This window comes from Priestia sp. YIM B13491, assembly GCF_042787605.1.
GTDB classification, from domain to species: Bacteria; Bacillota; Bacilli; order Bacillales; family Bacillaceae_H; genus Priestia; species Priestia megaterium_E.
In genome coordinates, this window is sequence record NZ_JBHZOR010000001.1 from 1 (window position 1) to 13,622 (window position 13,622).

The following is a 13,622-nucleotide window of genomic DNA, read 5'->3' on the forward strand; positions in this document are numbered from 1 at the left end:
GTGGCTGAAGAGGCGCCCCTGCTAAGGGTGTAGGTCGTGTAAGCGGCGCGAGGGTTCAAATCCCTCCTTCTCCGCCAGTCGTTTTAAATTTAAATATGGCCCGTTGGTCAAGCGGTTAAGACACCGCCCTTTCACGGCGGTAACACGGGTTCGAATCCCGTACGGGTCATCTCAAAAAGGTTTGCATATATGCAAACCTTTTTTATTTGCGCTTTTTTAAAGATTAAGTAAACAGAAATAATAGTTAGGAATAATTACCATGAATTTTCAGAATAAAAAGTAAGTTTTAAGCAGGATTTTCCCTATATCATATGGAATTATTCATAAAGTAATAAAGTATGAAGAGGATGGGATAAAGAGTAATTTTAAAGAACATTTATTCTATTATATTTGTAGAAAAGGTTTATGTTTTTACTGTAAAAGGGAATGAGTGGTAAGAAGCATATATTATGTGCGTATATTATGTTTGAAGTTAAAGGGGTGGCAAAAGTGAATCTAGCGGTTCAGCCTACTGAATTTGATGTTCATTTGTATCACGAAGGAAACTTATTTCGCAGTTACTCTATTTTCGGTGCGCATCAGGTAACGGTAGAAGGAATTGAAGGCGTACGATTTTGCGTGTGGGCACCTCATGCAAAGAGTGTAAGCGTTGTAGGTGATTTTAATAAATGGAACGGTTTTCAACATTCAATGGTTAAAGTTAATGAAGAAGGTATTTGGATGACATTTATCCCTGAGTTAGAACAAGGGACTATTTATAAATATGAAATCATCACACAAAGCAATCAAAAAAAATTAAAAGCAGATCCATACGCTTTCTTCAGTGAAGTGCGTCCGAACACTGCGTCTATTGTTTACTCATTGGATGGGTACAAATGGAACGATCAATATTGGCGTAGAAAGAAAAAACAGCAAAATATATATGAAAGACCACTGTGTATTTACGAGCTGCATGCAGGGTCTTGGAGGACTCATGAAGATGGCAGCCTTTATACATATAGTGAATTAGCACAGGAGCTTATTCCTTATATTGCTGAACAAGGTTTTACACATATTGAGTTATTACCAGTCATTGAGCATCCGCTCGACCGATCCTGGGGATATCAAGGAATTGGATACTATTCTGCTACCAGTCGATACGGTACACCTAAAGAGTTGATGAACTTTATAGATGAGTGCCATCAAAACAATATAGGGGTTCTTTTAGACTGGGTACCCGGGCATTTTTGTAAGGATGAACATGGTCTGTATATGTTCGATGGAGAACCTACTTATGAATACAAACAAGAACCCGATCGTGAAAACTACGTTTGGGGAACAGCTAATTTCGATTTAGGAAAGCCTGAAGTACAAAGTTTTCTGATTTCGAACGCTTTATTTTGGTTGGAGTACTTCCATATAGATGGATTTCGAGTAGATGCTGTAGCCAATATGCTTTATTGGCAAAATTCTTCTGGAAAAGCAGTGAATGATGGAGCTGTCAGCTTCTTAAAAAAGTTGAATGAAGCTGTTTTTGAATCTGATGAAACGATATTAATGATGGCAGAAGATTCAACGGACTGGCCGCTTGTTACAGCACCTACGTATGAGGGCGGTTTAGGCTTTAATTATAAGTGGAACATGGGATGGATGAATGACGTTTTAACATACATGGAAGCTGGCGTGGAAAGACGTCCTTATCTTCACGATAAAATGACCTTTTCCCTAATGTATGCGTTTAACGAAAATTTTATTTTACCGCTTTCTCATGATGAAGTCGTACATGGGAAAAAATCCTTACTTAATAAAATGCCAGGTGATTACTGGCGCAAGTTTGCGCAGCTTCGACTGCTATATGGATATTTCTTTGCACACCCTGGGAAAAAGCTTTTATTTATGGGCGGAGAGTTTGGCCAATTTGATGAGTGGAAAGATTTAGAGGAGTTGGATTGGATGCTTTATGACTTTGACATGCATCGCAATCTTAACGGATATATGAAGGATCTCATCAAGATTTATAAAAGAAGCAAGCCTTTATACGAATTAGACCATAATCCAGATGGATTTGAATGGATTGATGTTAACAACCATCATCAACAAATTTTCTCTTTTATTCGTAAGTCGAAAGAAAATCAGGAGATTTTTATAGTTGTTAGCAATTTTTCTGAGCATCCATATCATTCTTACAAAGTTGGAGTTCCAGTTGAGACAGAGTACATTGAAGTTATTAACAGTGATGACGAAGTGTACGGCGGTTCAGGCATTGTAAATAAAAAGGCATTAAAATCAGTGGATGAATCGTTTCACGGCCAACCTTTTTGCATTGAAATGAATATTCCGCCGTTTGGCATTAGTATACTACGAGCAAAGAGAAAACGAGGGGAGAGAAAACAACATGTTAAAAAAGAAATGCGTAGCGATGTTATTGGCAGGAGGAAAAGGTAGTCGGCTAAGCTCGCTTACAAAAAATCTAGCAAAGCCAGCTGTACCATTTGGTGGTAAGTATCGAATTATTGATTTTGCTTTAAGTAATTGTACAAATTCAGGTATTGAAACAGTAGGTGTATTAACCCAATATCAACCGCTAGTTCTCAATTCATACATTGGAATTGGAAGCGCTTGGGATTTGGACCGACGGAATGGTGGCGTCACGGTATTGCCTCCATACGCGGAGTCAGATGGAGTAAAGTGGTACAAAGGCACGGCTAGTGCTATTTATGAAAATTTAAACTATTTGACACAATATGATCCTGAGTATGTACTGATTCTATCAGGTGATCACATTTATAAAATGAACTATGAAAATATGCTTGATTATCATATAAACAAAGAAGCAGACGTAACGATTTCTGTTATTGAAGTACCTTGGGAAGAAGCGAGCCGTTTTGGTATTTTAAATACAAATAGTGACCTAGACGTAATGGAGTTCGATGAAAAGCCTCAGCGTCCTAAAAACAATCTAGCTTCCATGGGGATTTATATTTTTAAATGGAGTATTTTAAAAGAATATTTAGAAATGGATGCACGCAATCCATATTCAAGCCATGATTTTGGTAAAGATGTTATTCCGCTTTTACTAGATGAAAAGAAAAAGCTAATTGCATACCCATTCCAAGGTTATTGGAAAGATGTGGGGACTGTAAAAAGCTTGTGGGAAGCGAATATGGATTTGTTATGTGATAAAGACGAGCTTAATTTATTTGACTCTTCATGGAAAGTATATTCTGTTAACCCTAATCAGCCTCCTCAATATATCGCGCCAAACGCCTGCGTGGTGGAGTCATTAGTAAATGAAGGGTGCGTTGTCGAAGGAAACGTAGAGCAGTCCGTGTTATTTCCAGGTGTACAAATCGGCTCAGGTTCTGAGGTCAAGAAAACGGTTGTCATGCCTACTGCAAAGATAGGCTCTAACGTATATATTGAAAACGCAATTGTTCCATCGGATATTGAAGTTCCAGACGGTACTATTATTCGACCGACTAAAGGAAGCGAAGAAGTAATTCTTGTTACTCAAGAATTGATTGAATCAGTTGCTAAATGCATTTAACGAACAGAGAGGATGAACGACATTGAATAATCAAATGCTTGGTATTATTGATGCTTGTACAAACACAACAGCGCTGCAGCCTTTAACTTTTTATAGATCGATTGCTGCCATTCCTTTTGCAGGACGCTATCGATTAATCGATTTTACGCTTTCTAATATGGTGAACTCTGGAATTTCGAGCGTTGCCATTTTTCCTCGTGATCGCTATCGCGCATTGATGGATCATATAGGTTCAGGAAAAGAGTGGGATTTGGATCGGAAGCGAGATGGATTGTTTATCTTCCCTCCTATGACCAGTGATTTACACTTAGAAAGTCCATCACTATTCACGCAGTTCCGTTATCATATTGATTATTTCTTAAGAAGTAAGCAGGAATACGTATTAATTGCGAATAGTTATACGATATGTACAGTTGACTTTGAACACGTGCTGCAACGTCATATTGCTTCAAATGCAGATATTACTGAAATGAAGCAGGGTGATAAATCGCTTAATATGTATATTATTAATAAATCTATTCTAGTTAATATTTTGCAAAATGAATCCCATGATTTTTATACGATTAAAGAAATGGTTCGATATATGGCACAATCTCATCGTGTAGAAAAGTATGAGCACCATGGATATACGGCTGAGATTTCTAGCTTAGATACCTACTATAAAACAAGTATGGAAATTTTATCTCCAGATGTCTGGAAGCAGTTATTTATCAACGAACGTCCTGTTTTCACTAAAGTAAAAGATGAACCGCCTACTCGTTACGCAAAAAAAGCGATTGTGAAAAACTCAATGATCGCAAACGGGTGCGTGATTGAAGGGCATGTGGAAAATAGTATTATCTTCCGAGGCGTTAAAATTGGAAAAGGTACGGTCGTTAAGAATAGCATTGTGATGCAAAAAGGCATTATTTTAGAAAATAGTGTATTAGAAAATGTTGTTTTAGACAAAGATGTGAAAATAGGAAGTAATGAAACGTTGCTAGGTGAGTCAGGTCTACCTAGAGTCATTGCTAAAGGAACAACTCAAGGAGCGTTGATGAAGTCGTGAATGTATTATTTGCTGTATCGGAATGTGTACCTTTTATTAAAACAGGAGGATTAGCAGACGTAGCTGGTGCTCTGCCTAAAGAATTAAAAAAATTAGGAACGAACGTATGTGTAGTTATGCCAAAGTACGGAACGATTCCTCAACATTATCAAGATGAAATGGTGCTTGAAAAAGTTATTCATGTGCAGGTTGGGTGGAGAAGACAGTACTGCGGAATTGAATCGTTAACGATGGATGGCGTTAAATATATTTTCATTGATAATGAATATTATTTTAAAAGAGATAGCTTATATGGGCACTACGATGACGCTGAACGATTTGCTTTTTTCAGCAGAGCTGTGCTTGAAGCTATCCCATTTTTAGAAAATGAGCCTGATATTATTCACTGTCACGACTGGCATACGGCTATGATTCCATTTTTACTTCGTGCTAATTATGATATGTATGATCATATTCAGACGGTCTTTACGATTCATAATTTGCAATTCCAAGGAATTTTCCCTAAGAGCAATTTATATGAGTTATTAAATTTAAATGATTATTATTTTACTACAAGCCAGCTCGAGTTTTATGGGAATATTAATTTTATGAAAGCTGCGCTTGTATCAGCTGATAAAATTACCACGGTAAGTCCTACATATCGAGATGAAATTCAAATGCCATATTACGGAGAAAGTTTAGATGGATTATTGCGTCAGCGAAATCAAGATTTGATTGGGATTGTAAATGGAATCGATGAAGAAGCTTATAGCCCAGACGCAGATCAGCTTATATCTTATCCTTATTCGGTAGAAGAGATTGAAGGAAAATATAAAAATAAAAAAGAGCTCCAGCGCTATCTTGAATTAGAAGAAAATAAGGATGTTCCAATTATTTCGATGGTTACAAGGTTAACTCAGCAGAAGGGATTGGATTTAGTTAAGCACGTTTTCCATGAGACGGTTAACTTAGGGGCCCAAATTGTTATTTTAGGAACTGGAGAGTACGAGTTTGAGCAGTTTTTCCGTGAGATGGAAGATACGTACCCACAACAAGTAAAAGCCATTATTGGTTTTAATGAGGAACTTGCTCATAAAGTTTATGCCGGTACGGATTTATTTTTAATGCCTTCTCGTTTTGAGCCTTGCGGACTCGGACAATTAATAGCCTTAAAATACGGAACCATTCCAGTCGTGCGTGAAACGGGCGGCCTGAATGACACGGTCAAAGCTTATAATGAATATAGCGGAGAGGGAAATGGCTTCTCTTTTAAGAATTATAATGCTCATGACATGCTTCATACGTTAGAAAGAGCTGTTTCATTTTATCACCAGAAAGATGTATGGAAAAAATTAATGATGGATGCTATGAGTCAGGATTATAGCTGGGGGCAATCGGCATTTAAATATAATCAATTGTATTCAAATTTGACATCTACTCCATCGTGAAAGGGTGAGCAGATTGTTCTCTGATAAAAAAAGCTTTCAAGAGGCTTTTTTAAAAAAGCTGGAAATGACATATGGAAAGAGCTTTAAAGAATCTACTGTTCAAGATCACTATCATACATTAGGAAATATGGTGCGAGAGTATATTAGCAGCGATTGGATTTCAACCAATGAAATTCATAGGTCTTCACATACAAAGCAAGTGTATTATCTTTCTATCGAATTTTTATTAGGCAGACTATTGGGTCAAAATCTGTTGAACTTAGGAATTCGGGAAGTTGTAAAAGAAGGATTAAGTGATCTGAATATTTCACTTGAAAATATTGAAGAGATAGAAGTAGACGCGGGATTAGGAAACGGCGGACTAGGCAGGCTGGCTGCTTGTTTTTTAGATTCTCTTGCTTCACTTAATCTTCCTGGCCACGGTTATGGAATTCGCTATAAACACGGTTTGTTTGATCAAAAGATTGTAAACGGCTTTCAAATTGAGCTCCCAGAACAGTGGTTAAGGCATGGGAATTCATGGGAAGTACGCAAATTAGATCAAGCTATCGAAGTGAATTTTTGGGGCGAAGTTGAAATGGTACAGGAAGACGGAAAATTTTCTTTTCGTCATGTAAAAGGAGAACCGGTCTCTGCTGTTCCTTATGACATCCCGGTTATCGGATATAAAACAGATACAGTGAATACACTTCGCCTTTGGAATGCGGAGCCTTCATCATTTCCAGTACATAAAGATGTGATGGAGTATAAGCGTCAAACAGAGGCTGTATCAGAATTTTTATATCCGGATGATACACATGAAGATGGTAAAATATTAAGATTGAAACAGCAATATTTTCTTGTGTCAGCTAGCTTACAAAGTATTATCAGAGCACATCGAAATACCTATCAAACACTTACAAACTTTCACGAAAAAGTAGCCATTCATATTAACGATACGCATCCTGTACTTGCGATTCCTGAGCTAATGAGAATTTTACTGGATGAAGAAAAAATGGAATGGGAAGATGCATGGCATATTACGTCCAATACCATATCATACACAAATCATACGACTCTTTCTGAAGCTCTTGAGAAATGGCCGATTGACTTATTTCAACCCTTGCTTCCACGCGTGTATATGATTATTGAAGAAATTAATGAACGCTTTTGTAAAGAATTATGGGAAGCATATCCAGGAGACTGGCAGCGGATTGAAAATATGGCTATTTTAGCGCACGGGTTAGTAAAGATGGCTCATTTAGCAATTGTGGGAAGTTATAAAGTAAACGGCGTGGCAAAGATTCATACTGATATTTTAAAAGAACGAGAAATGAAAGATTTTTATCAGTTTTATCCTGCTAAATTTAACAATAAAACGAACGGAATTACCCACCGGCGCTGGTTGTTAAAAGCTAATCCGCAGCTTTCCTCCCTTATTACCGAGGTGATAGGAGATAAATGGATTAAACAGCCGCATTCTCTTATAAAGCTCCAAGAGTATGTGGAAGATCCAAGTTTTTTACAAGGACTAAAAACAGTAAAACAACAGCGTAAAAAGCTGCTCGCGGATATTATTCAAGAGCAAACGGGAATTAAAATAGATTCTAATTCTATTTTTGATGTACAGGTTAAAAGGCTTCATGCTTACAAAAGACAGCTTTTAAATGTGCTGCACATTATGTATTTGTACAATCGATTAAAAGAAGACCCTAATTTTCAAATCGTTCCTCGTACATTTATTTTTGGGGCGAAAGCTTCTCCCGGCTATTATTATGCAAAAAAAGTCATCAAGCTAATTAACTCTGTAGCTGATGTTGTCAATAATGATCCACAAACATCACCGTTTTTAAAGGTCGTTTTTTTAGAAAACTATCGGGTGTCACTTGCTGAGTATATCTTTCCTGCAACGGATGTCAGTGAACAGATTTCAACCGCCAGCAAAGAAGCTTCGGGAACGGGAAATATGAAATTTATGATGAACGGAGCTTTAACTCTTGGCACGCTGGACGGAGCGAACGTCGAAATTAGCGAGGCAGTAGGAAAAGATAATGTCTTTATTTTTGGATTAAAAGCCGAAGAAGTGTTGAGCTATCAGCAAAATGGGGGATACCGTGCCTATGATTATTACCATCATGATAAGCGGATTCGACAAGTGCTCGAGCAGCTTACAAACGGCTTCCTACCAGACACATATGACTTATTCGAGCCTATATATGATTCATTATTAATGCAAAATGATGAATACTATGTACTCCGTGACTTTGACTCATACGTTACGGCACAGCAAAAAGTAAACGAAGCTTATAGAAATGAAAATAAATGGCTTCAAATGAGTGCGACGAACATTGCACATTCCGGCTTTTTTTCTAGTGATCGAACGATTGAGGAATATGCATCTGATATTTGGGGAATTCACTCCACTAAAAATTTATTAAATCAATAAATAGAAAAGGTGTAGTCAAAGACTACACCTTTTTTATTTTATCTGTTGTCACCGTTTAAGAAATCACCTAAAGAACCAAGAATACTGCCTTCACCTTTCCCTCCCGTTGGCGAAACTGCACTTGATAAAACGCGATCGGCTAGTCGGCTAAAAGGAAGAGATTGAATCCAAACTGTTCCTGGTCCTGACAGAGTAGCAAAAAACATGCCTTCTCCTCCAAACAGAGCTGTTTTAATTTTCCCTACATATTCGATGTTGTAGTTTACATCACGGGTCATGGCCACTAAACACCCAGTATCCACACGAAGGCGTTCACCCGGCTGCAGCTGTCTTTTATGAATGGTCCCGCCTGCATGCAAAAATGCCAAGCCATTACCTTCTAATTTTTGCATAATAAAACCTTCACCGCCAAAGAAGCCCGTTCCTAGTTTTTTTTGAAAATCAATGCCAACGGATACGCCTTTGGCAGCGCATAAAAAGGAGCTCTTTTGACAAATGATTTTATGATCGAGCTGCTCTAAATCGACAGGAATAATCTTGCCTGGAAAAGGTGAAGCGAAAGATACTTTTCGTTTGTGATATCCGTTATTTGTATATACTGTCATAAATAAGCTTTCGCCAGTTAATACGCGTTTCCCAGCTCCTTTTAGTTTATTAAAAAGCCCGCTGCTGTTGGAGGAAGAACCGTCACCAAAAATGGTTTCCATCTCAATATCATCTTCCATCATCATCATTCCCCCAGCTTCTGCTATAACACTTTCTGAAGGATCTAATTCAATTTCAACAAACTGCATGTCATCTCCATACAGTTTATAATCAATTTCATGTGCATTCATCATTTTCACCTCATTATAATTCTAATCTCCTATTCATTCGATGTCATCTCCTATAGCTCCTACCAAAAATAGAAAAAAGAGTAGTATGAAGAACTACTCCTTTTCAGTGTATGGATCTTTCTCATAGGCCGGTAAATCTCCAAATATGGTCATTTTACCTTCTTCATCCAGTGCATTTTCATATCGCTCATGCTCTTTTGAAGGGTAAATAGGAAGAGGCTGTCCATATAAATCGGTAGCGGCAAAGTTTTCATAATCTTCAACGTACCCAATAGCTTCATCTGCCTCAATATAGGTTTCACTATAGTTAGACGTATCTTCTATAAAATCAGAAGGAGATTCAGACGTCCCGTAACGCGCAACGTCTTGCCAAGAATCTTCTGCGTCATATCCTGTCGTTTCGGTATCGTCATAGTCGTATTGACCAAATGGGTGATGGAGAACATTTTCTTCTACAGGTCTGTGCTTTGGAATATCCTGTGATGGGCTATGTTCTCTACAGTATAAAGTAGTTGGTACAGCCTGAAGTCTTTCAAACGAGATATCTGCTCCACATACTTTGCATGTTCCATACGTGCTGTGAGCGATTGCCTGAAGGGCTTCTTCTATTTCATGTAGCTCTTGTTTTGCATGTTCATTTAGTGCAAGGTCTTTTTCACGCTCGTATGTTTCCGTGGCTGTGTCACCAGGGTGGTTATCGTAGCTTGAAAGTTCTCCTACAGCGTCGTGAGCGTCGCTTCGAGTTAGACCAAAATGATCATTTTGGTCAAAGTGCGATTGAATATCAGCCTGCTGCTGTTGTAAATTTTGTTTTAACTGACTGATTTCTTGTTTTGAAAGTGTCATGAAGCTCCCCCTTAAAAATTTATTGTGCTTTTGTAGTATGTGTTAAAAATTCAAAAAAACACGATTCATATTAGGAGTATTTGGGGTATTCATGAAGCTAAGAGAGAAAAGGAGTGGGAAATTAAAGAAAGTTAAAGGTTATAGAAAAGGGTATGATAAAAATAACGTTTTCGAGGTCTAAGGAGTACTAAATAGATCATAAAGATTTTTGATTCATTTAATGAAAAGGCATAATTTAGACAAGCGAAATTAATTTTTTCTCGTGAATCACGATGCTAGATTTTTTTGAACTGAAAGTTTATAATAAGTTAGTTACAGGCTTAAGAAAAAAGATGAACGGGGGGACGTAGTGTGATTGCAACGACCGAACAGTTAGTACAAGAATACATTAAAGATGCGATTGAGTGTGCAAAAAATGAAAATCAGCCAAAATTGGTCAGTTTAGTGAAAAAAGTAAGACCTATTGACCCCCTTATTTTTTATGCGAACGGACATGACCAGTTTTATAAAGAACGCTTTTTTTGGAAAGATCCCAACAGTTATTATACATTTGTTGGATTAGGATATGCGCATACTATTTGCACCAATGCGGCAAAAGAACGTTATTTCCACATTGAAAACGAATGGAAGCGCTTTATAAAAGAAGACTTTTATAAAAATAACCAAATTTTCCCGGATGGGACAGGTCCTCTTTTATTTGGAGGATTTTCATTTGACCCAAATCAGTATCGAGAAAACTATTGGAGTGATTTCCCGAGTTCAAAATTTATGATTCCAACTGTGTTATATACCCAGGTAGACAAAGAAGGATATCTTACCGTTAATATGATGGTTAAAGGACAAGATTCTGTTAAAAAGCACATCAATTATTTCGAAGAGGTCCAAAAACTTGTTCTTTGTGAAGAGTACGACGGGGAATCTCATATTTCACCTTTGCTGTTGGAAAAAGAGGAAATTGGGGTAGAGAAATTTAAAGGAAATATTGAAAGAGCTACTACTTTAATTAAGCAACAGGCTATAGAGAAAGTGGTTCTTGCTCGTCAATTAAAAGTAAAATTTAATGAAGATATTTCTACTGAATACGTGCTTCAGCGTCTGTTAAAGGAACAGCCAACTAGCTACACATATATTTTAGAGGGAGAGCATCAGCATTTTATCGGCGCTTCCCCAGAAAGGCTAGTGCAAAAACAAGGAGATTATGTGTTTTCCACATGTTTAGCGGGTTCGATTCCAAGAGGAAAGACAAGGCAGGAAGATCACGAACTAGGTGAGGAATTGCTTCAAGATCCCAAGAACTTAATTGAACACGATGTTGTTGTTCATATGATTAAAGAAGCGATGAATTCTTACTGTTATGAAGTAGAAATTCCAAGTAAGCCAAGTTTATATAAAACAAAGCATATTCAACATTTGTATACACCTGTTAAAGGACGTATAAAGGAAGATGTGACGCTATTTTCATTTATTCAAAAGCTCCATCCAACACCAGCGCTAGGAGGATATCCTCAACAGGAGGCCCTGCCTATTATTCGAAAGCTAGAATCCTTTGACCGAGGGTGGTATGCAGCTCCTTTAGGATGGATGGATATCAACGGAAACGGTGAGTTTATAGTAGGAATCCGCTCCGCTGTTATTCAGCAGAAAGAAGCCGTTTTATTTGCGGGCTGTGGAATTGTAGCAGATTCTACGCCTGAAAGTGAATATGAAGAAACAAGAATTAAATTCAACCCGATGCTTTCAGCTTTAGGAGGGATTATGCGTGGAACACATTAAATCATTAACAACGTATATTGCGTCATTCGTGGATGAATTAGTAGAAGCAAATGTTGAAGAAGTAGTGGTCAGTCCAGGGTCACGTTCAACGCCTATTGCGATGCTTATGGCTGAGCACCCTAATATTCATGTGCACTTAAATATTGATGAACGTTCCGCCGGCTTTTTTGCTCTAGGAATAGCAAAAGCAAAGAAAAAACCAGTGGCGCTTGTATGTACATCTGGAACAGCTGCAGCGAATTATTATCCTGCAGTAATTGAAGCTCACTATTCACGCATTCCTTTAGTCGTGATCACAGCGGATCGGCCGCATGAGTTAAGGGATATAGGTGCCCCGCAGGCCATTAATCAGAATCATCTTTTCGGTCAATATGCGAAATGGTTTGTAGATACAGCTTTACCAGAAGAAAGTGGAGATATGAATCGTTATATTCGAACAGTAGCTTCAAGGGCTGTTCATACAGCTCAAGCTATACCGAGCGGTCCTGTACACATTAACGTACCTTTACGTGAACCGATTGTACCAGATTTATCTATTGAAGATTTATGGAGTCAAGGGAAACGCGGTAAATCATATGTGTCTGCTATTCATGGAGAAGCATCTCTATCTGAAAAAGGTTTCGAAGAAATTGCGAAGCGCTTAGAAGGAACAACAAAAGGACTTATTATATGCGGAGATCAAATGTCTTTAAAAGCAGTAGACAGCGTATGCCGTTTAGCTGAATCTTTAAGCTTTCCAGTGCTCGCAGATCCGTTATCACAATTAAGAAGCGGCAAGCATTCAAAAGAAAATGTAATAGAGACATATGATACATTTTTAAAAAGTGATAAGGTTGATGAGCGTTTTTACCCGGAAGTTGTCATTCGTTTTGGCGCGATGCCTGTATCAAAACCGCTATTGCAATTTTTGAAAGCACACGAGCCGACAGAAATGTTTGTAGTGGACCAAGGTAAAGGCTGGAGAGATCCTACTTTGCGTTCAACAGTGATGATTGAAGCCGATGAGACATTATTTTGTGAAGAACTGATCAAACGTCTTTCAGTGAATCAAGAGGAATCTACTTTATGGCTGAGTCTGTGGAAAAAGATTAATGCTCAAACTGTAAAGGCTTTAAGAACATTAACTTCTGGCCAGGAATGGTTCGAAGGACAAGTAGTTCAAGAAATTGTTGATGTAGTACCTGAAGGCACGGCTTTGTTTGCTGGAAATTCAATGCCTGTTCGAGATATTGATTCTTTCTTCTTAAATACGGAAAAAGAGATTCCACTCTTTGTAAATCGGGGTGCAAATGGAATTGATGGTGTAGTTTCGTCTGCTCTAGGCGTAAGCACGGCTTACGATCACACCGTTTTATTTATTGGTGACCTATCGTTTTATCACGATCTAAATGGTCTTTTGGCAGCTAAAATGCATAATTTAAATTTAACCGTTGTGCTAGTTAACAATGACGGCGGAGGAATTTTTTCATTTTTACCGCAGTCAAAACAAGAAAAGCACTTTGAATTTTTATTCGGTACGCCAACTGGATTAAACTTTGAGCATGCGACTCGTCTGTATGATGGCACATTTTCTTCAGCAAGCAGCTGGGAAGAATTTCGACATGCAATGAACCATGCTTTCGCAAAAGGCGGGTTGCATGTTGTAGAGATTCGTACAACTCGTACAGAAAATGTAGAGACTCATCGCAGTTTGTGGAAACTTGTTTCCGAGGAAATAAATTTGTCAAACGGTGAGGAATAA

General features: G+C 37.9%; 9 protein-coding genes and 1 tRNA gene. 8 read left to right on the forward strand and 2 right to left on the reverse strand.

Going from position 1 to position 13,622, the window contains the following annotated elements; all coding sequences use genetic code 11:
* The first annotated feature begins 97 nt into the window (after positions 1–97).
* From ACFX4E_RS00005 to ACFX4E_RS00030, 6 genes are all read left to right on the forward strand, one after another.
* Positions 98–169 (forward strand) — tRNA-Glu (locus ACFX4E_RS00005).
* Between the two features lie 293 nt (positions 170–462).
* Positions 463–2,424 (forward strand): 1,4-alpha-glucan branching protein GlgB, encoded by a 1,962-nt coding sequence (gene glgB / locus ACFX4E_RS00010; RefSeq protein WP_060747076.1) that lies wholly within the window; start codon positions 463–465, stop codon positions 2,422–2,424.
* The gene (locus tag ACFX4E_RS00015; protein WP_016765788.1) at positions 2,375–3,526 is read left to right on the forward strand and encodes a glucose-1-phosphate adenylyltransferase; all 1,152 of its coding nucleotides are present in this window, start codon (positions 2,375–2,377) and stop codon (positions 3,524–3,526) included. Before glgB ends, ACFX4E_RS00015 begins: the two co-directional genes overlap by 50 nt.
* Before the next feature lie 22 nt (positions 3,527–3,548).
* Complete coding sequence (locus ACFX4E_RS00020; protein WP_098524602.1) at positions 3,549–4,574, forward strand: glucose-1-phosphate adenylyltransferase family protein; 1,026 nt, start codon at positions 3,549–3,551, stop codon at positions 4,572–4,574.
* Positions 4,571–6,001 carry a glycogen synthase GlgA gene (gene glgA / locus ACFX4E_RS00025; protein WP_098333434.1) on the forward strand — a complete coding sequence of 477 codons (1,431 nt, stop codon included), beginning with the start codon at positions 4,571–4,573 and terminating at the stop codon, positions 5,999–6,001. Before ACFX4E_RS00020 ends, glgA begins: the two co-directional genes overlap by 4 nt.
* Positions 6,002–6,014: 13 nt before the next feature.
* Positions 6,015–8,426, forward strand: coding sequence for a glycogen/starch/alpha-glucan phosphorylase (locus tag ACFX4E_RS00030; protein ID WP_028410452.1), 2,412 nt, complete (start codon positions 6,015–6,017; stop codon positions 8,424–8,426).
* Between the two features lie 38 nt (positions 8,427–8,464).
* Here ACFX4E_RS00030 and ACFX4E_RS00035 read toward each other — a convergent pair whose 3' ends face one another.
* Together ACFX4E_RS00035 and ACFX4E_RS00040 are read right to left on the reverse strand one after the other, a co-directional pair.
* Complete coding sequence (locus ACFX4E_RS00035) at positions 8,465–9,262, reverse strand: TIGR00266 family protein (RefSeq protein ID WP_013059569.1); 798 nt, start codon at positions 9,260–9,262, stop codon at positions 8,465–8,467.
* Between the two features lie 93 nt (positions 9,263–9,355).
* Positions 9,356–10,108, reverse strand: coding sequence for a TraR/DksA C4-type zinc finger protein (locus ACFX4E_RS00040; protein ID WP_377238709.1), 753 nt, complete (start codon positions 10,106–10,108; stop codon positions 9,356–9,358).
* Between the two features lie 351 nt (positions 10,109–10,459).
* On the opposite strand from ACFX4E_RS00040, the gene ACFX4E_RS00045 reads away from it, so the two are divergent.
* Positions 10,460–11,881 (forward strand): isochorismate synthase, encoded by a 1,422-nt coding sequence (locus ACFX4E_RS00045; protein WP_098333432.1) that lies wholly within the window; start codon positions 10,460–10,462, stop codon positions 11,879–11,881.
* Positions 11,868–13,622 (forward strand): 2-succinyl-5-enolpyruvyl-6-hydroxy-3-cyclohexene-1-carboxylic-acid synthase, encoded by a 1,755-nt coding sequence (gene menD, locus ACFX4E_RS00050; RefSeq protein WP_377238710.1) that lies wholly within the window; start codon positions 11,868–11,870, stop codon positions 13,620–13,622. The genes ACFX4E_RS00045 and menD overlap by 14 nt, the downstream gene beginning before the upstream one ends.